The following is a 16,923-nucleotide window of genomic DNA, read 5'->3' as shown; positions in this document are numbered from 1 at the left end:
CCTGCATCACATGGCGCTTTGCGCAAGCGAAGGGCATGCCAAGCTGACTACGAGTGTGCGAGATGCCTAAGATAGCCGCACATCTCTTTGGATAGGTGGCCAAATTTCGTCATTTCCCCATGCTTCAGGGCTTCATCGCTAGCAGGCATGACGCGTGCGGCAACCAACTTAGGTTAGCGCGAGCTGTGATATGCCGGCGGGATATCGACGCCCTTGCGCCAAGCGCGCAGGACAAATGCATTATAGGGATGCCCGCATGCCAAGCCAACTGTCGTTCCCTGCTATTGGATTGCCGCCAATCGGCGAAGGCTTCGCTACTAGAATTGCTGAAAGTGTTTATTGGTTGCGCATGCCGATGGGCGCCGATGGGATCAACGTCTGGGCCTTGGAGGATGGCGATGGATGGACGATCGTAGACACGGGTCTAAGGAGCGCGGAAACGGTTACAGCCTGGCACCACGCGTTCACACGTGCACTGGATGGCCGCCCAATCCTGAGAATAATAGTCACTCATCTCCATCAGGACCACAGTGGCATGGCAGGGTGGCTGGCACAAAAGGTATCTGCTCCACTCTGGATGACGAGGCTGGAGTATCTGACCCTCCGCGCGCTGGGCGCCCACACAGTCGACCAAGTACCCGTAGAAACGATTCGATTCTACAAGAGCGTCGGCTGGGACGAAGACGACCTCGACCATTATCGCGCGCGCGTCGTCGACTTCAGAAATATGCTTTACCCGCCCCCGAACAGCTTTCGGGCGATTGAACACGGCGAGCGCGTGATTATCGGGGACCGCGAGTGGATCGTCGCAGTCGGCAGCGGCCATTCGCCCGAGCACGCTTCTCTGCACTGTCCGCAAGAGCGCCTGCTGATCTCCGGTGATCAAGTACTGCCGCAGATTTCATCCAACGTTTCCGTGCAACCCGTGGAACCGGAGGCTGACCCATTGAGCCAATGGCTCGCTTCTCTGAGCGCATTCCGCAATGACTTGCCGGATGACGTGCTAGTGCTCCCGGCTCACGGGAGGCCTTTCTTCGGGCTACACGCGCGAATCGACGCGTTGCTAAATGGGCATGAGCACCGTCTCGAGAGGCTGTTATTCGAACTGACAACCCCGCGACGCGCAATTGATGTCTTTCCTGTCCTATTCAAGCGCGACATCGACAAAATGATGCTGGAACTGGCTACCGGCGAGAGTCTTGCCCACTTGGCCTGCCTGCGAGGCAGGGGATTGGTTATAGACGAAGTAGACTCCGACGGCGTTCGCTGGTGGCGTGCTCTTTGAGCATCTCAACGAGCGATCAAGTTCAAGATCGATCCCGGGACCAAAGGCGTTTCACCGCTTTCTGGCAACTTTATCTGCCCGGAAGTGGTCTGAGCCACGACCTTCCTCCAACTACGAGTCGAGCGTGCGCCCGGTTTGCCGATTGAACCGGCTCCCATCTTGGCTGGGGTCCTGTTCCCCAGGGTCGAGTGGGGCCGGAAGTGGTTGTAGTCGTGCCTCCAGTCAGCCAGCACCTGGCGGGCATTGCCAAGGCTAGTGATCAGCGTCTCATTCAAGCATTCGTCACGAAGGCGAGCATTGAAGCTCTCGATTAGATGTTTGGTCCCGGGATTTGATGGTGCATTATTCGGCCAGGAATGGAAGGATGCACTATGGGCCAGATCCTTGATGGGAGCGCCCGCACGACAGCGGCAGTCCGTCGAGCAATACAAGATAGTCAAGAGAGCCTGAGGGCACTCGCCAAGCAGCATGGGATCAACCCCAAGACTGTGACCAAGTGGCGCCAGCGTCGGTCTCTCAACGACCGGAAGACCGGACCGAAGGAGCCGAGGTCGACCGTGCTGTCGGTTGAGGAGGAGGCGATCACCTTCCGCAGGCATACGCTCCTCCCGCTCGACGACTGCCTTTACGCCCTCCAAGCGACGATCCCGCACCTGACACGATCGTCGCTGCACCGCTGCTTCCAGCCGCACGACATCTCTCGGCTGCCGGAAGTCGAAGGTGACAAGCCGAAGCGGAGCAAGTTCCGCTCATATCCTATCGGGTACTTCCACATCGACATTGCCGAGGTTCGGACCGAGCAGGGCAGGCTGTATATGTTCGTGGCGATCGATCGAACCAGCAAGTTCGCCTTCGTCGAACTGCACGAAAGGGCAAAGACTGCAACCGCTCGCGACTTCCTGCGCCGACTGATCGCTGCCGTTCCATACAAGATCCACACGGTGCTAACCGATAATGGCATCCACTTCACGACGCCGGGTGCCGGCGGCTCGGCCGTGCCGCTCATCAAGGACGCGATCGCCAACGGTGAGCTCTTCCGCGCTCATGCTTTCGAATATGCCTGCGCGCTCAGCGACATCGATCACCGCACCACCAAGCCCAAGCATCCCTGGACCAACGGTCAGGTGGAGCGGATGAACCGCATCATCAAGGAGGCGACCGTCAAGCGCTTCTACTACGAGACGCACGACCAGTTGCGTGACCATTTCGCCAACTTCGTCGCTGCCTATAACTTCGCCAAGCGGCTGAAGACCCTGCAGGGTCTCACGCCACACGAGTTCATCTGCAAATGCTGGACAAAAGAAACCCAGCGATTCAGATCAGACCCGCACCATCAAATCCCGGGACCAAACATCTAGATCAATCGGGGGCGGTGTAGATCCGCCGTATGGAACTTCCCATTCCATGCCCGGGGCCGCTGAGGCGGTATTTCGATCAAAATGTAAGGCATGGCTGACGCAAGATCTGACCAATTGAAGTCGTAGCTACTCGTCAGCTTGATGGGCTGGCCATAAAGCAGATGCTTGGCTCGCCTAATGTGTGTACGCAGAGATTGACTCGGCGTTCCATCTTTGATTTCCTGGCGACGCGCATTCCCGATCGGATCCGCACGCAACCTAGGAAGGTTGTGTTGTGATTTCATCCAAGTGTAGTTTGATCGTCGTTGCCGCAATGATTTGCGTCTCGGCCGCGAAGGCTAGGGAAGTCGATCTTGTCCATTTTTCTCCGTTTCCCGCTACCGCCAAAAATGAGCAGGGGGCCGTCGGACTCGCGCTAAGCACCCACTTTGAAGGGTTGGTCGAGCTGGCCGATGCGCGCCGCTTCGGTGAGAGTACCCACGCTATTGGCGAAAACGACCCGTCAGGACTTTTCGAACCGAATCATCCGGCCATCCTAGCGGCTTCCACCTCGTCATCGTGCCTGCAGAATGGGTATCGCCCGACTTGGTGGTTGTCTCCTGAGGTGGAGAACCGCCGAGTAGCCTATTTTGCAGCAATGTCCGCGATAGCTTGCGAAAACGGGCTTCCCGAGAGCCTTCTGGACGCGGTCATTGCTCAGGAGTCAGGATACAAGGCTTGGGCACGAAGTGGGGCGGGGGCGATGGGCATGATGCAGGTCATGCCGGGAACAGCAAGAATTTTGGAGCTAAGTAACCCTTGGGATGCGCTGGCCAACATGAGGGCGGGGGCACGCTACCTCCGTCAGCAGCTTGATCGCTTTGGACGCGTGGATCTGGCCTTGGCTGCGTACAATGCGGGGCCAGAACGTCGTTCACTCGCGCTGGGCAACATTCCTGAAATCCCGGAGACCCGCAATTACGTGCAGACCATCACAACCAACTGGGTGCGCCTCACTAAACTTGGGAGCTCAAATTCGGTCGTTGCCGCGCGGGCTATGGCAGCCAACATCGCAGTACGAGCCTCAGGCTACCGCGAGGTGTCCCTCATAACCTACGAAGGCACGAATGCGGCGAACCCGATATAGTGCGCATACAGGATCGCGATGGCCAGAATGCTTGGAAACCCGCAGAGGTAGCTGAGTTGGAAATGCAGCCAAACTTTCGGGAACCACAGCAACCAGCGCAGCACTGACCCCGTCGGCGGCGCGATCAATCCCGTACGGATGTCGTAGATCGTCTTGAGGAGCGCACACCCCGAGCAAATCGCAGCGAGCAGCCCAACTGCGGCATAGAGTTGAGTCCACGCTGCGATGTTCTCGGGCCCCATGCGTACTCGATCAGGCCTGAAGAGTCTGGCTGTTCTGCATGACCCGCTCCTGGTGCGAGAGAAGCAAGTCATATGCTCGCCGCGCGGCTTCGTGGATTACAGCCGGACGCAGATCCACCTCGATCGAGCCTCGCCGGCATGTCAGCACCTCGAGATAGAAGCTCTTCAGGCTCTCTGTGGCCAGGAAGACCGATTGCTCTGCATAGGCCCGCGGATCGTGGAGCAGAGCGACGCTGATCTTGGCGCGAACGTGGTCCATACCGAGTTCGTCGAAAATGCGGTCACGAAGGTCGTCGGTAAGAGGATTGGTCTGCTTGAGGATCTTGTGGAGCTTGGGGCGCGAGAGACACATACGATCTGCGAGGTGCGCAGGAAGTATGCCCTGGCGCGCAAGCTCAGCATTGATGAGCTGCTTGTATTGATCCTGCTCACACCGTCCCGGACTAGGGCTGGCAAAAGCGAAGACGGGTTCACTGCCCGGTGGGCTGCTTGGCTTGAAAACCGTCTCAGGCGTCAAGTTCCTGTGAGGCATGCTCCATCCCTCCCAAGGCGAACGTCTATGGGATGGCATAAGCTGTCAAGAGTCTTAAAAAGCGCGTGGGCTCGCCTGCGGAAATTACCTACAAAAGATTATGCTTCACCGCGAGGTAAACTGCGAAGGGTACGAGAGACTTATCTGATCCAGATTTTTCGCTGATACCCTTCACTTTGGCTCGCATAAGATCGTAGTCGGCAGACCATTCGGGTGTGACCTCAAGATGAATTCGGATATCGCCTTCGATGGGATACTCGGCGAGGAACTCTTCAAGCTCGAACCTAGAAATCCCGTGGGGTTTGAGCCTTGCGCAGGCGGCCTGAACGGTCATCCGCATAGTCTGAAAACGGCGGGTTTGCTTGGAAAACGCGGCCATCGCGTCCACCAGCAGTTCAAAGCACTGCTGGCTCACGAATATGCGGACGTTGCGCGTTCCTGCGGCCATTGACGGGTTATCCAGGGCATGTGTCGCCCGACACAATGATCCAAAATTGTAAATTTGGCGAATCCGTGGCGGTAGCTTCGAGTCGGACTATCGAATTCCCGTCTCGGCAATTGGGTTTCCCGCGCGGGGAAACAACATCACCCCAAAAGGGAAACAGGGTTCCATTAACAGCAAACGCATTTCCCTCATGGGGAAATAGTAGACGAGCCGAAGTCCGCAATTTGGAAATCTTGCGATTCGTTTGCGTGCCTAAACTGCCTCTTAATTGCTACCGGAAGCGCTGATCTGTTCATTCTGAATGCCGTGACAATCACGGTGTTTGGATAAGGACATGACGAATATGAAACTCACGATGAAAGGGAAGGGCGCCGCGCTCATCCAGGGGGTCGCAGTCGCTGCGGTCGCCAGCCTGCTCGGCAGCGAAGTCGCAATGGCCGGTGCGGACACGACCTTCAACACCGCGCTGACCTCGTTCACCGGCTTCCTCGAAGGTTCGGGCGGCAAGATCATCACCGTGCTCAGCCTGGCCGGCGGCATCGTCGGACTTGCCTCGGGTCGCTTCAGCCTTGGCCAGGTCGCCATTCCCGTTGGGGTCGGCGTCGGTGCCGGCACGGGCGTGCCCATCGTCACCGCTGCGGTCACCGCGACGATCTGACCTTCAACCCCGTTCCGTCCGGACAAAGCATCCGTGCATCCGGTCGGACATCACCGAGGGCGGTGCCGCTCATGAATCACTACACAGTTCCCGCGCATCTCGATGATCCGGAGCTGATCGGGTTTTGGACACTCGATGAGTTCCTCGCAATGATCATCCCGTTCGCGTGGGGCATCCTGTCTCAACATATTTTCATCGGTCTGATTTCAAGCGTGCTGGCCTGGTGGGGATTGCGCAAGTTGAAGGCGGGACGAGCCGTCTCGTGGATCATCCATTCAGCCTACTGGTACCTGCCCGGTGCCTTCATGGGGCTGAGAGCGACGCCGCCCTCCCATCTACGCCTGATGGCGGGTTGAGGACGACACAGTCATGGACCTCTCGATTTCTCACGGCCAGGCGCAGCGGCTCCTCAAGCAGCGCAACCTGCTGGCCATCACAGCGACCGGGCTGTTTGCACTGAGCATCGTGTTGACGCTGACCGCCGCGCGCCGCGACCGCGAGGTCGTGCTGCAGCCGGTGCTCGCCAAGCCGCTGACGCTGTCATCGAGCCACGTCGACAAGGACTATCTCGAACTGGTCACGCGCGATGCTGCGCTGCTGACGCTCAACCGTTCGCCTTCGAACCTGCAATACTGGATGGATTCGATCCTCGAAATCACCGATCCCAGAACCCACGGCCGGATGAAGGCCGAGCTGATGAAGATCTTCAACGAGCAGAACGGCTCGAATGTCTCGCAGTTCTTCACGATCGAAAACCTCTCCGTCGATCCCGATGCGCTGACCAGCGAGGTGAATGGCGTGCTGCATACGGTTGTCGGCTCGAAGGAGGTCACCTCCGAAGCCCGGACCTTCCGGTACGTGTGGAGCTATTCGGGCGTCAGCCTGAAGCTCGCCGGGTTTGGGCGCATCACCAAGGATGCAGCGGGCAAAGTCATCGGACGCGCCAGCGCCAACAACAGCACCGATGGGGGAGACGAGTGATGGCCGTTCTGGCTTGGGGCGCGATCGGCGCCGGGACAGTGCTGGCAGGACGCCCCTTGGCGATTGCGGGGCGGCCGGTAGGCGCAGCGCTCATCTGCTTTGGCGCGCTCTGCCTGACGGCAAGCCCCGCGATGGCGGATCAGAGCATCCCGGCGGCCGACAACGGCACGGTTGCCTGCACCGCTTCGGCCAAGGACCTGACCCGCATCAGCCTCGCCGGCGACCAGTTCGCCTCAGTTTCCAAAATCACCACCGGCAATCCGGCCGAGGACTTCAAGATCGTCAATGAGCCGTTGCGCGGCGACATATACATCTCGGTGCCCGATGGCTTCACCAAGCCCAACCTCTCGTTCTTCGGCACGACCCGCAAGGGCTTCGTCTACAAGTTCCTCTGCCAGGTTCGGGGTAACGATGCGGAGCAGGTGTTCGTCACCAACACTGCAGTCAAAGCCGAAGCCGCGCGAGACTGGGAAGTGCGCTCCTCGCCCGAGGACACCGCAGTACGCCTCGCACAGGCCATGTATCGCAGCGAGACCATCGAAGGGTTTGAGATCCGGCAAAGCGTGCTCGAGCCGGTCGCAGTCGGCAAACTCGAGGTCCAGCAAGTCGGCGAATACCGCGGTGCGGACCTCAAGGGCCTGATTCTCAAAGTTCGCAACATGGGCAAAGGTCCCATGCCGCTCGATGAGAACCTGCTCGCAGGCCGCGGCAGCGTCGCCTTCATGACCCCGGTCAGCGAACTCGCCCCTGGCCAGTCGGCTGCCGTCTACCTCATCCAATCGAATGGAGGCCAGTGATGGACTGGAAGAACCCGTTCCGCAAAGGTCCCAAGGCGCTCGATGGTCCTTCGGCAGATGGTCACGGAACCGATCCGGACAGCAGCGATGCGTCGCCGCTTGGTGATGCAATTGTCGCCAACGAGGCGGTCAAGAAGAAGCAGATGCTGCTGCTTGGTGCCGGCGGGCTCGCCGCCCTGATCATCGGTTCGTCGTGGATCTTCGCAGGCGAAGACAAGAGCGGAGACGGCAACGTCAAGCGCCAGGTCGCCGACGTCTCGGTCGACGAGATGGTCAACAAGAACATGGCCGAGAAGGAATGGCGCGCCCAGTCCGAGGCCCAAATGATGTCGATGGACAACAACATGCGCGCGCTCGCCGCCCGGGCGCAGCGTGCCGACCAGTTGGAAGCACAGCTGGCCCAGAGCCAGGCCCAAAGCGGAGGCGGGGGCAGCGGCGGGGTAGCAGGCATTTCGCCCGATACTGAACGGGTGCTGTCGGCCTACCAGAACGAAAACGAGCAGTTGAAGGCCGCGCTCGCCGCCGCGCGCCAGTCGCCGATCATGGGCCAGCCTATTGTCGGACCAGGCGCGACTTCGGCCGGGCCCAATGCGCTTTATGGGCGGACCAGTCCGCCGAGCTACCAGAGCGCGCCGGGCACCCCTGCCGGTCAGGCGGCCATGACGGCAGCTGGCATGACAGGAGGCCGCGGCAGCGAGGTGAGCCTGGTCTCGTTTGGCGAAGGCACCAGCGGGACGGGAAGTCCAGTGCCCAAGGGGAACACCGTATTCACCGACAGCGCCAATTACTTGCCGCCCAATTCGATCGCGGTCGCCAAGGTCATCGTCGGGGTCGATGCCGCTGCCGGCGTCCAGAGCCAGACCGATCCTTTGCCGGTCGTGCTGCGCATTACTGGCCCCGCGCGCTCGGTCTACGACAACGGGCGGCTGCTCACGACCAATATAGCGGGCTGCCTGGTCAACGGCGCGGCGCGCGGCGACCTCTCGAGTGAGAAGGTCTACGTCAAGCTGCAGCGGATGACCTGCCCGCAGCCGAATGGGCGCTACGCGGTTTCTGACGTGAAGGGCTTCATCGCCTTCGGCGGCAAAACCGGGGTCAGGGGCAGGGTGGTGAGCCGGGAGGGCTCGCTGATCGGCCAGGCCTTCCTCGCCGGGCTCGCGGGCGGATTTGGGCGCGGATTTTCCGCCAACACCAATTCGACGCTCACCGGCACCAACGTCAACGTGAACGGCCAGCGCCAGAAGCTTGGCACCGGCGACATTCTCGAAGGCGGCCTCGGCGAAGGCATCGCCACCTCGGGCGACATGGTCAGCAAATATCTGATCGAGCGGGCCGAGCAGTACCAGCCCGTGATCGAAATGCCGACCGGGATCGATGTCGAAATCGTGTTTCTCGAGGGCGTGTTCATCAATGGATGAGGAGGGTGCAATGAAGCTGAAACCACTGAACTTGGGCAGACCCCGCCTTCGCCAAACCTTGATGCCGCTGGCCGCAATCGTGCTCGGCAGCGGCGGATCGCTGGTCTGGGCAAATGCCAATGCTGAGGGCGCTGGGAACGCCGCGCCAAGTGCAATTCACTCGCCGTCCGAGGCCGACCAGGCCGTCACGGCGCTCCTCAAGCAGCGCCTGCCGCGCACCCAGGTGAGCCGGGTCAATTGCCAGCTGGTCGACGGGGTCTGCGAAGTGACAGCCGGATCTCAGCTATTCTATGTCGACAGGACCGCGCGTTACCTGCTCATCGGGCGTGTCTACGACATGCAGACGCGCCAGGACCTGACCGCAGTCCGGCTGCTCGAGGTCAATCCCGATCTCCTCGTTGGCGGTGCGGCGGGCAGCAAGCAGGAAGCGCAGGAAGTCGAGACCCCCCGCCGCGGCGCCAACACGCCGACGGCGAGCGGTGCCCCCCGGATGATGTCGCTCGCCGCACTGCCCGAGGCGGGCGGCATTGTCTGGGGAGCAAGCTCGGGTCCGTCTGTCACTGTGTTCAGCGATTTCCGCTGCGGCTACTGCCGGGCGCTGTCGGGCGTGCTTGAAAGCATGAATGTGCGCGTGATCGAGCGGCCGATCTCGGTGCTCGGCAGCCGCGATCTTGCCAATCAGGTGTTTTGCGCGCGCGATAGGCGCAAAGCCGTCAAAGCCGCTTATGCCGGCACGCCGATCACCGACACGCGCGCCTGCGACACCTCGCCGCTCGATGCCAACGAGCGCTTCGCTCGCGAGCAGGGCCTTGCCGGAACCCCGGTGATCGTCCGATCAGACGGCGCGGTAATCGAAGGATTCCGTCCGCGCGAGGTGCTCGAGCAATGGCTGAAGGGCGCCAAGTCGTGACCACGCTTGACCCTAAACAGCATGCGCGCTTCCTGCGCGCAGTCGCGCGGCGCTCGCGCGGGGCAATCTCGTTGCCACGCGTTGAGTTGAAACGCGGCGAGGCAATCCGGCTGTGGCAGGATCTCGTGCTCGCCTTCGGAGAGCCAATCGGCCGGGACCTCACGCCCTTCGAACTGACAAAGCTGCGCCGACACGCCTGGGCCCGCTCGGCGGGCCATGCCAGCCTTGCCGGCGAGACGATCTCGCTCGGATCCGGCCTCGCATTCTGGCGCCTTGCCGTGCGCCTTGGCAGACTCGCCGAGCATCGCGCCCCAAGCAGTCTGGCCAGGGCGGCGAACATTGCCGCGGTTGGGCTCGCCGCGACCCAGCTTGCAGCCTGCACTTCGCTGTTCGGCGGCAACATCAAGGGAAGCTTCGCTTGCAGCGCGCCGGGCGGGACCTGCGCGCCTTCGACTTTGATCGACGATCAAGCGCTGTCGGTGATCCAGAATGCCCGGCCCATGACGCCCGGACATTCGCCAGCGGGGCCGTATGTTCGTCAACCGGCGGCAGCCAGGCCTGTCACCGCTGCCTACACCCCCTCCGGTTCGGGCAGGCTCGCTGCTTCCGATAATGGCATGATCCATCGCGAGCGCCGGGTGTTGAAGGTCGTGTTCCCGTCCTTCGTCGATGGCGGCGGCAATCTCCATGAGCCGCGTATCGTTCATGCGGTGGTCGACGATGGCGCCTGGATGCAGCTATCGTCGGGCGAGCCCAACCTGGGGGAGCAAGTCGAGGGCCGGGCGGTCAGCCTCGCCAGCTCGGCGTTAGCACCCGCGCCCGGAGTTCCTGCTTCCCTCATCGCTGGCCGCGACGCGCCCATCGCCGCTCCGGCCGACGCCGCACCGGCAACCTTGCCGACGCCCGAAGCCGTCGCGGCAGCGCGCGCCAAGGCCGCTGCGATCAAGTCCGGCAATGCGGTCGATGCCATCCGCGCCGAAGTCCAGGCGCGTCTCGCCCACACTGCAAAAGCGCCGACTCCATCGGCAGTAAAGCCCACAGCTCCTGCCAATGGTGGAGCGATTACCCCGCTTGCTGCAGCGCCATCGGTCGCCCCGGTTGAAGCAACGCCGGCCAATGCACCGGCGGCCTTCCCTGCCAAGGTCGAGGAGTAGCGGCAATGACCTCGCGCGGCTTCTGGGATCGGTTCCTCGACATGCTGTTCGGCGAAAGCGCGCATCCCGAGGCGGCACGCCCGATACTTGGCGCTCCGATGCTCTCTAACTGGTTGCCCTATCGCAGCTTCGACAAGAAGCACGGCATGTTCATCAACACGGACTCGATCGGGTTCATTCTCGAGCTGGCACCGATGATGGGGGCCGACGAACGCAGCGGCGAACTTCTCACCCAGTTCCTCTCTGACGCGGTGCCGCCCGGCTGCGAGATTCAGCTGATCCATTGGCAAAGCCCCTCGGTCGGTGAGCGCATTGCCGACTGGGTGATGCCGCGCGTTGTCGCCAAGGGCGTCTACGGCCGCGCCGCGATGCACCGCGCGCGCTGGCTGCGCCGGGCGGCCTGGATGTCGATCTCCCGTGATGCCCCGTTTTACCTGCGCAACACCCGCGTGATTCTCTCGATCGGTGCCCGGCTCAGCGGTCCGATCGGGGCCGACACGCTCGTATCGGTGCGCGAAAGCCTGCGAGGCACGCTGCAGGCGCTTTCAATCCCGGCGCGCGACATGACCCCGGTTGAACTGATCGCCTTCCTCGACGATTTTCTCTGCCCGGCGGTCGATAACGCCGACAAGCCCGAGCACTATTCCGAGCTCGATCCCATAAACGTCCAATGCGTGCGGCGTGATCTGGAAACGCAGGTCACCCCCGACCGGATCGTGCTCCATACCGAGCGCTTTCGCCCCACTGGCGAGCGCGAGGACGGCGCGCCGGTCATCGGCGAGGTCGTGCCCGACAAGTTCGATTGGCGCTTCTTCTCGGTGCGCAATCTGCCCAAGCAGTGGGCACCGTGGGACGTCCAGAAGATCATCGGCGACGTCATCAACGACAAGCTGCGCTTCGGCTGCAATGTCATGACGGTGCTCGGGCTTGTCTATCAGGATGAGGACGCGGTCGCGTCGCGCGCCGGGCTCAAGGTCATGCGCACCACCAGCCTCGCCGACAGCCGCTCGGCGCGGTTCCTGCCACAACTCTCTGAACAGCGCGACGAATGGCAATACGTGCAAGGACAGATCCGCCAGGGCCGTAAACTCGCGCAGGTCTATTACGGCGTCGGCGCACTCTCGCCGCTCGGCAAGGGCGACATCAACGAACGCATGGTGAAGTCGGTCTACAAAGCCTGCGGGTGGGACCTCATCGACGAGCGCTACCTCCAGGTGATGGGCCTCCTCGCGGCGATGCCGCTGTCGCTGCCCAATGGTCTCTCGGCCGACCTCAAGCGCATGAAGCGCTTCAAGACCATGCTCACGACGACCGCGGCATCGATCGCCCCGCTCCAGGGCGAGCATACCGGTGGTCACATTCCGCATGTCCTGCTCATCGGCAGGCGCGGGCAACCGTTTTTCTGGTCGCCGTTCCAGAATGCCGCCGGCAATCACAACGTCGCGGTCTTCGGCAAGTCAGGCTCGGGCAAGTCGGTCTTCCTGCAGGACGTCTGCGCGGCGATGTCGGGTGCCGGGGCCAAGGTCATTGTGATCGATGATGGCCGTTCGTTCGAGCACATGGCCAAGGCCTTTGGCGGCGCCTTCGTTGAGTTCAAACTGTCTTCGGGCTTCTCGCTCAATCCCTTCGACATGATCGACGGCGAGGCGCTGTCGAGCGACGAGGATGGCGAAGACTACGAAGTCGAATGCCTCGCCATGCTGAAATCGATCGTCGGTCAGATGGCGCGCCAGCAGGACCGGCTGTCCGACACCGAGCGCGGCCTCATCGATTCCGCGGTGAGCAAGGTCTGGCGCGAGAAGCAGCGCGCCGGGACGATCGACGATGTCGCGGCTGCGCTCCGCGCACTGCCTTCGCCCTATGCCGGGGACCTCGCCGACGCCATGTCGCCGTTCCTCACCGGCGGCACCTATGGTCGGTTCTTCGAAGGCGCCTGCTCGATCGATCTGTCCGCCGGGCTCACCGTGTTCGAGCTCTCGGATCTCTCATCGAAGCCGGAACTACGTTCGGTCGCGCTCACCGCGCTCATGTTCCTGACGCTGCGCGTCATGCGCGATCTCGACCGTTCTGTGCCCAAGCTCACCATGATCGACGAAGCCTGGCAGCTGCTCGGCGGCGGGCAGATGGGGCAGGCGATCGAGACCTATGCCCGCACGTGCCGCAAGTATGGCGGCTCGCTTATCACCGCCACCCAGTCCCTCAATGACTTCTACAAGTCGGAAGGCTCGCTTGCTGCCCTCGAGAACTCGGACTGGTCGATCGTCCTCCAGCAGAAGGAGGAGACGATCAACGATCTCGCCAAGCATCAGCGCTTCGAGATGGATCACTATACCGAAAGCCTGCTGCGTTCGCTGAAACGCAACGGCACCGAATATTCCGACGTCCTGATCAAGGGCCCGGAGACACTCGCGGTCGGACGACTGGTGCTCGATCCCTATTCGGCAACGCTTTATTCCTCGAGCCCGAGGGTCTTTTCGGAGATCGAGGAAAAGGTCCGCGCCGGCCTGCCGCTCCCCGATGCGATCGAGCGGGTCGCCTTCCCGGACTTCGTACCGCCTGAGCCCGGAGCCCCCGATTTCATGGACGGTGAACTGGCGGAGGCGGCCGAATGATCACGCCTCACGCCTCTGCCCGCCAGTCCTGGCACCTTGCCGATGCCTGCTACCACGGCCTGCGCCTCGCAGGATGGCTCGCGGTCACGCTGGGCTGCGTCGCCGCGCTATGGCTGCTGTTCTTCGCCGCGCTCGGCAATTTCAGCTTTGGCGGGACAGTACTCCAGATCGAGAACTTTGCCTCGCGCTATGTCGCCGCGAGCGCCGAGCGTCAGGACCACTTCTCTCGCTTCTTCTGGCTGACCAGCGCCGGACTTTTCGTCGCAGTCGGCTTCTTTCGCCGCCACTCGCTCACGCAGCCGGGCGGTGCGGCCACCTCACATTCCAGGGAGATCACCCATGGCTAGAAGCCCCCGAACGCCCTCAAGTCATGCAGCCAGCACGACCGCGGGTCCGCTGTTCGAGGCCGAAGTGAGTACAGGTCGGCCCGCGCCCCGGGCCCGCATCGGACTTATTCCCGTCGCGCTTGTCGGCACGCTGGTTGCCGCAGGGCTGTGGGGCGCCTGGGTCACCAAGACCGTGCTGGGGGCTGGGGACACACCTACCATCGCCAAGGTCCAGCTTTCCGGCATCGTGGGCGAATATGTCCAGGCCCAAGCCCGCTCGGCCACACCGCCCGAGCAGGTCACTACCGAGACCCGGGCGTTCATGGGCGAGGTCCAGAAAAACCTCGAGCGCCGCGGCGCGACGGGCCAGATCGTGCTGGTGGGCGAAGCCGTGCTGGCCGGCAATGTCCCCGACATCACCGCCGAGGTTCGCCGCGAAGTCTATGGACACATCAAAATGCCGCAGCCGGCGAATGCTCCTGCCGGTGACGTCATGGGCGCCATGCGTGCGGCGATGAACGGGCAGGGGGCCCCGCAGGGAGCCGCCCCGGCCCCGATGCCGGGCGCCGCCTATGGAGGACAGGCCAGTGCTCCCGTCAACTGAGCCTCTCCCGCCGCGATCCTTGCACACCCGGCGATGGCTGGTGATCGGCGCGCTTGCGGCGACGCTTGCGGCCAGCTCCTCGCTGGCGAGCTGGCGCGACGACCATGCAATTCTCATCAACACGACGAGGTCGCTCCCCAATTGGGCCTTCTGGATCGACAAGCACCGCCGCCCGGCACGCGGGGACTTCGTGGTTTTCTCAGCCCCGCAAACGCCGCTGATCACCGCGCATTTCGGGAAGGTCTCGCCGCCATTCGCCAAGCGTGTCTACGGGATGCCAGGAGACATGGTGACCCGTGAGGGCAGCGTTGTGCGGATCAACGGCACCGAAGTCTCGCGGCTGAAGCCGGTCAGTTCGCGCGGCGAGCCGCTGGAGCCGGGCCCCACAGGACGCATTCCCGAGCACTGCTACTATGTCGGCACGGAGCACAAGGACGGGCTTGATAGTCGCTATGCCGATATCGGCTTCGTCTGTTCGGCACGCATCATCGGCACCGGGGACTCGTTGTTGTGAGCCGGATCGCCGTCTTGTCCGCCACGGCAAGTGCCGCTCTGCTGATAGGTTGGCCGCTTATCTCGGCAGTCAGGGCCGCTGACTATGGCCAGATGGGCCAGACTTTTCCGATCATTGAGGCCGATCTGCTCACGACGATCGAGACCAAACTCAGGACCCTTGAGGCGAACGGCGGGATCGAGCGGCTGCAGCGCGAGATGCAGGAACAGGCCGTGGCGAGCGTCCGGCGGCCCAAGCGGGTCGATGGGATGACCCCGGCGATCACCAAGCGCGAGTGGCTGTTCGATCCCTCGATCGTCACCGAGGACGATATCGTCGACGCCAAGGGCAATCTGATCGCGGCGCGCGGCACCCGGGTCAATCCGCTCGACATGGTGCAACTGCACCAGGCGCTTGTCTTTATCGACGGCGACAACGCGGCGGAGCTCGCCTGGGCAGTCAAGACCTGGAGTGATGCCCGGGCCAAGATCATCTTTGTCTCGGGCTCGCCTTTCGACGCGATGAAGCCCTGGCAGCGCCGGTTCTACTTCGATCAAGGCGGGACGCTCACGGGCAAGTTCGGCATTCGCCATACCCCGGCGGTTGTCTCGGCCGCAGGCGCGAACCTCAAGATCAGCGAGTTCCCGCTGCCGCCGGCGCCGGTCGCGCCCGCGGGCGGAGGCAAGATCTCATGACCCATCCGCTGATCACCTTCCTCAAGACCCCGATGGCTGCCCCCGAAACCTCGCGCCTGCGCCACATGCGGCGATGGTGGATGGGCTTGTGCTGGGGGTTGGCGCTCGCTGTCCTGTTGCTGCCCCTTTCGAAGGCACTGGTGGGTAAGTGGGGCGCGCTGCCCGCGCTGCTGCTGGTGCTCGCCGTCCCGGTCCACGGGCTGATCTACTTCCGGTCCAAGAGCCTCGCCGATGAGGCTTGTCGCGGGGAGAACCCGTCATGAAACGCGCTTCAAGATTGATCGCTGTTCTTCTCGCCGTGCTGGCGCTCGCCGGTGTCGCAGCCGCGCCGGCCCGGGCCGATACGGTCACCTGCCACGGCAAGTTCATCAACCCGATCACCGATGTCTGCTGGTCGTGCCTGTTTCCGCTCTCGATCGGCGGGCTCTCGATCTGGAAGGGTTCGCGGCCCGATCCCAAGAACCCCTCGTTCCCCTTGTGCGCCTGCGGCTCGCCAATCCCGCGCATCGGCATTTCGGTGGGATTCTGGGAGCCGGTGCGCCTCGTCGATGTCACCAACAAGTCGTGGTGTTTTCCCAACCTCGGCGGGATCCGGCTCAACCCCGGTTTCGACATCGGGCACGGCCACGTTCAGGGGCGCAGCCAGATCGGCGGCAAAACGCAGAACTCGTCGCAGTGGCAGTCGCATTACTACGTCTATCCGCTCCTCTACTGGATGGAGATCCTGACCGACTTCCTCTGTTTCGAGCAGACCACCTTCGACGTCGCCTATGTGACCGAGATCGACCCGCTGTGGCAGGATTCGGCGCTGACCTCAATCATCAACCCCGAGGTCGCGCTTTTCGCCAACCCGATTGCCACCGCGGCCTGCGCCGCCGACTGCGTCGCGGCAACCGCGAAGCTTCCGATCGACCAGATGTTCTGGTGCGCGGGCTGCAACGGCGGGATGTATCCCTTGAACGGCCACGTCTCGGCGCACGTCACCCCGATCCAGGCCTCGCGGCTCGTCGCCGAACGCATGCTCTACAAGATGCACCGCGAGGCGCTTGCCTGGGGCACGATGGGTTCGAAGGCGCTATGCCACAAGTACCTGATGCCGGTGATGCGCAAGCAGCAATACCGGCTGCAGATGACCAACCCGATCTCGATGGTGAAGGGCCGATATGCCTGCGCGCCGGTTGGTGCTGCCACTATCATTCCCCAGACTGGCAAGGGCTACCCCGTCAAGGGCGAGGACTTTGGCTACCTCGTCTGGCGCAAGCGCAATTGCTGCATGCTGTGAGGACA

The 16,923-nt window shown here is 62.5% G+C and carries 20 protein-coding genes and 1 pseudogene; 17 read left to right on the top strand and 4 right to left on the bottom strand.

What is annotated here, in order from left to right; genetic code table 11:
* Positions 1-256 precede the first annotated feature (256 nt).
* The gene (locus EBBID32_RS01600) at positions 257-1,285 is read left to right on the top strand and encodes an MBL fold metallo-hydrolase (protein ID WP_051093244.1); all 1,029 of its coding nucleotides are present in this window, start codon (positions 257-259) and stop codon (positions 1,283-1,285) included.
* Positions 1,286-1,446: 161 nt separating this feature from the next.
* On the opposite strand, the pseudogene EBBID32_RS25310 reads toward EBBID32_RS01600, so the two are convergent.
* A pseudogene (locus EBBID32_RS25310) lies at positions 1,447-1,629 on the bottom strand (integrase core domain-containing protein); the annotation flags it as partial.
* 27 nt (positions 1,630-1,656) lie between these two features.
* Between EBBID32_RS25310 and EBBID32_RS01595 the strand changes: the two are divergent.
* Together EBBID32_RS01595 and EBBID32_RS01590 are read left to right on the top strand one after the other, a co-directional pair.
* Positions 1,657-2,643, top strand: coding sequence for an IS481 family transposase (locus tag EBBID32_RS01595; RefSeq protein WP_037488155.1), 987 nt, complete (start codon positions 1,657-1,659; stop codon positions 2,641-2,643).
* 274 nt (positions 2,644-2,917) lie between these two features.
* A complete protein-coding gene (locus EBBID32_RS01590; RefSeq protein ID WP_231382078.1) occupies positions 2,918-3,769 on the top strand; it encodes a lytic transglycosylase domain-containing protein in 852 nt (283 codons plus the stop codon).
* On the opposite strand, the gene EBBID32_RS01585 is transcribed toward EBBID32_RS01590, so the two are convergent.
* From EBBID32_RS01585 to EBBID32_RS01575, 3 genes are all read right to left on the bottom strand, one after another.
* On the bottom strand, positions 3,736-4,011 hold the full coding sequence (locus tag EBBID32_RS01585) for a hypothetical protein (protein ID WP_037488154.1): 276 nt from the start codon (positions 4,009-4,011) through the stop codon (positions 3,736-3,738). The two genes, EBBID32_RS01590 and EBBID32_RS01585, sit on opposite strands and share 34 nt — an antisense overlap.
* Before the next feature lie 10 nt (positions 4,012-4,021).
* Positions 4,022-4,528 carry a hypothetical protein gene (locus EBBID32_RS01580; protein ID WP_231382077.1) on the bottom strand — a complete coding sequence of 169 codons (507 nt, stop codon included), beginning with the start codon at positions 4,526-4,528 and terminating at the stop codon, positions 4,022-4,024.
* 103 nt (positions 4,529-4,631) lie between these two features.
* Complete coding sequence (locus EBBID32_RS01575) at positions 4,632-4,991, bottom strand: hypothetical protein (protein ID WP_006949493.1); 360 nt, start codon at positions 4,989-4,991, stop codon at positions 4,632-4,634.
* A gap of 340 nt (positions 4,992-5,331) precedes the next feature.
* On the opposite strand from EBBID32_RS01575, the gene EBBID32_RS01570 reads away from it, so the two are divergent.
* From EBBID32_RS01570 to traU, 14 genes are all read left to right on the top strand, one after another.
* On the top strand, positions 5,332-5,646 hold the full coding sequence (locus EBBID32_RS01570; protein WP_006949491.1) for a hypothetical protein: 315 nt from the start codon (positions 5,332-5,334) through the stop codon (positions 5,644-5,646).
* A 71-nt stretch (positions 5,647-5,717) separates the two neighbouring features.
* Positions 5,718-6,002 (top strand): type IV conjugative transfer system protein TraL, encoded by a 285-nt coding sequence (gene traL, locus EBBID32_RS01565; protein WP_006949490.1) that lies wholly within the window; start codon positions 5,718-5,720, stop codon positions 6,000-6,002.
* 13 nt (positions 6,003-6,015) lie between these two features.
* The gene (locus EBBID32_RS01560; RefSeq protein WP_006949489.1) at positions 6,016-6,627 is read left to right on the top strand and encodes a type IV conjugative transfer system protein TraE; all 612 of its coding nucleotides are present in this window, start codon (positions 6,016-6,018) and stop codon (positions 6,625-6,627) included.
* Entirely contained in the window at positions 6,627-7,424 is a 798-nt protein-coding gene (locus EBBID32_RS01555) for a type-F conjugative transfer system secretin TraK (protein WP_006949488.1), read from the top strand. Before EBBID32_RS01560 ends, EBBID32_RS01555 begins: the two co-directional genes overlap by 1 nt.
* The gene (locus EBBID32_RS01550) at positions 7,424-8,842 is read left to right on the top strand and encodes a TraB/VirB10 family protein (protein WP_006949487.1); all 1,419 of its coding nucleotides are present in this window, start codon (positions 7,424-7,426) and stop codon (positions 8,840-8,842) included. The genes EBBID32_RS01555 and EBBID32_RS01550 overlap by 1 nt, the downstream gene beginning before the upstream one ends.
* A 10-nt stretch (positions 8,843-8,852) precedes the next feature.
* Complete coding sequence (locus EBBID32_RS01545; RefSeq protein WP_006949485.1) at positions 8,853-9,752, top strand: DsbC family protein; 900 nt, start codon at positions 8,853-8,855, stop codon at positions 9,750-9,752.
* Entirely contained in the window at positions 9,749-10,906 is a 1,158-nt protein-coding gene (locus EBBID32_RS01540; RefSeq protein WP_231382076.1) for a hypothetical protein, read from the top strand. The genes EBBID32_RS01545 and EBBID32_RS01540 overlap by 4 nt, the downstream gene beginning before the upstream one ends.
* A gap of 5 nt (positions 10,907-10,911) precedes the next feature.
* Positions 10,912-13,518, top strand: coding sequence for a type IV secretion system protein TraC (gene traC / locus EBBID32_RS01535; RefSeq protein WP_006949478.1), 2,607 nt, complete (start codon positions 10,912-10,914; stop codon positions 13,516-13,518).
* The gene (locus EBBID32_RS01530) at positions 13,515-13,865 is read left to right on the top strand and encodes a hypothetical protein (RefSeq protein WP_006949476.1); all 351 of its coding nucleotides are present in this window, start codon (positions 13,515-13,517) and stop codon (positions 13,863-13,865) included. The genes traC and EBBID32_RS01530 overlap by 4 nt, the downstream gene beginning before the upstream one ends.
* Positions 13,858-14,448 carry a type-F conjugative transfer system protein TrbI gene (locus EBBID32_RS01525; RefSeq protein ID WP_037488139.1) on the top strand — a complete coding sequence of 197 codons (591 nt, stop codon included), beginning with the start codon at positions 13,858-13,860 and terminating at the stop codon, positions 14,446-14,448. The genes EBBID32_RS01530 and EBBID32_RS01525 overlap by 8 nt, the downstream gene beginning before the upstream one ends.
* Positions 14,449-14,488: 40 nt before the next feature.
* The gene (locus EBBID32_RS01520) at positions 14,489-14,962 is read left to right on the top strand and encodes a S26 family signal peptidase (protein ID WP_006949471.1); all 474 of its coding nucleotides are present in this window, start codon (positions 14,489-14,491) and stop codon (positions 14,960-14,962) included.
* On the top strand, positions 14,959-15,636 hold the full coding sequence (gene traW / locus EBBID32_RS01515) for a type-F conjugative transfer system protein TraW (protein ID WP_037488137.1): 678 nt from the start codon (positions 14,959-14,961) through the stop codon (positions 15,634-15,636). The genes EBBID32_RS01520 and traW overlap by 4 nt, the downstream gene beginning before the upstream one ends.
* Entirely contained in the window at positions 15,633-15,899 is a 267-nt protein-coding gene (locus EBBID32_RS01510; RefSeq protein ID WP_006949469.1) for a hypothetical protein, read from the top strand. The genes traW and EBBID32_RS01510 overlap by 4 nt, the downstream gene beginning before the upstream one ends.
* A complete protein-coding gene (gene traU / locus EBBID32_RS01505) occupies positions 15,896-16,918 on the top strand; it encodes a conjugal transfer pilus assembly protein TraU (RefSeq protein WP_006949468.1) in 1,023 nt (340 codons plus the stop codon). Before EBBID32_RS01510 ends, traU begins: the two co-directional genes overlap by 4 nt.
* Positions 16,919-16,923 lie beyond the last annotated feature (5 nt).

The sequence above is a fragment of the Sphingobium indicum BiD32 genome, assembly GCF_000382885.1.
GTDB classification, from domain to species: Bacteria; Pseudomonadota; Alphaproteobacteria; order Sphingomonadales; family Sphingomonadaceae; genus Sphingobium; species Sphingobium japonicum_C.
Note: the sequence above shows the minus strand (reverse complement) of the source record. Positions and strands in the feature narration are given on the sequence as shown.

Excerpts from the sequence above, each read along its gene's own strand:
- EBBID32_RS01600 (WP_051093244.1), top strand. The coding sequence starts at position 257 with ATGCCAAGCCAACTGTCGTTCCCTGCTATTGGATTGCCGCCAATCGGC.
- EBBID32_RS01595 (WP_037488155.1), top strand. The coding sequence starts at position 1,657 with ATGGGCCAGATCCTTGATGGGAGCGCCCGCACGACAGCGGCAGTCCGT.
- EBBID32_RS01585 (WP_037488154.1), bottom strand. The coding sequence starts at position 4,011 with ATGGGGCCCGAGAACATCGCAGCGTGGACTCAACTCTATGCCGCAGTT.
- EBBID32_RS01575 (WP_006949493.1), bottom strand. The coding sequence starts at position 4,991 with ATGGCCGCAGGAACGCGCAACGTCCGCATATTCGTGAGCCAGCAGTGC.
- EBBID32_RS01570 (WP_006949491.1), top strand. The coding sequence starts at position 5,332 with ATGAAACTCACGATGAAAGGGAAGGGCGCCGCGCTCATCCAGGGGGTC.
- traL (WP_006949490.1), top strand. The coding sequence starts at position 5,718 with ATGAATCACTACACAGTTCCCGCGCATCTCGATGATCCGGAGCTGATC.
- EBBID32_RS01560 (WP_006949489.1), top strand. The coding sequence starts at position 6,016 with ATGGACCTCTCGATTTCTCACGGCCAGGCGCAGCGGCTCCTCAAGCAG.
- EBBID32_RS01555 (WP_006949488.1), top strand. The coding sequence starts at position 6,627 with ATGGCCGTTCTGGCTTGGGGCGCGATCGGCGCCGGGACAGTGCTGGCA.
- EBBID32_RS01550 (WP_006949487.1), top strand. The coding sequence starts at position 7,424 with ATGGACTGGAAGAACCCGTTCCGCAAAGGTCCCAAGGCGCTCGATGGT.
- EBBID32_RS01545 (WP_006949485.1), top strand. The coding sequence starts at position 8,853 with ATGAAGCTGAAACCACTGAACTTGGGCAGACCCCGCCTTCGCCAAACC.
- traC (WP_006949478.1), top strand. The coding sequence starts at position 10,912 with ATGACCTCGCGCGGCTTCTGGGATCGGTTCCTCGACATGCTGTTCGGC.
- EBBID32_RS01530 (WP_006949476.1), top strand. The coding sequence starts at position 13,515 with ATGATCACGCCTCACGCCTCTGCCCGCCAGTCCTGGCACCTTGCCGAT.
- EBBID32_RS01525 (WP_037488139.1), top strand. The coding sequence starts at position 13,858 with ATGGCTAGAAGCCCCCGAACGCCCTCAAGTCATGCAGCCAGCACGACC.
- EBBID32_RS01510 (WP_006949469.1), top strand. The coding sequence starts at position 15,633 with ATGACCCATCCGCTGATCACCTTCCTCAAGACCCCGATGGCTGCCCCC.
- traU (WP_006949468.1), top strand. The coding sequence starts at position 15,896 with ATGAAACGCGCTTCAAGATTGATCGCTGTTCTTCTCGCCGTGCTGGCG.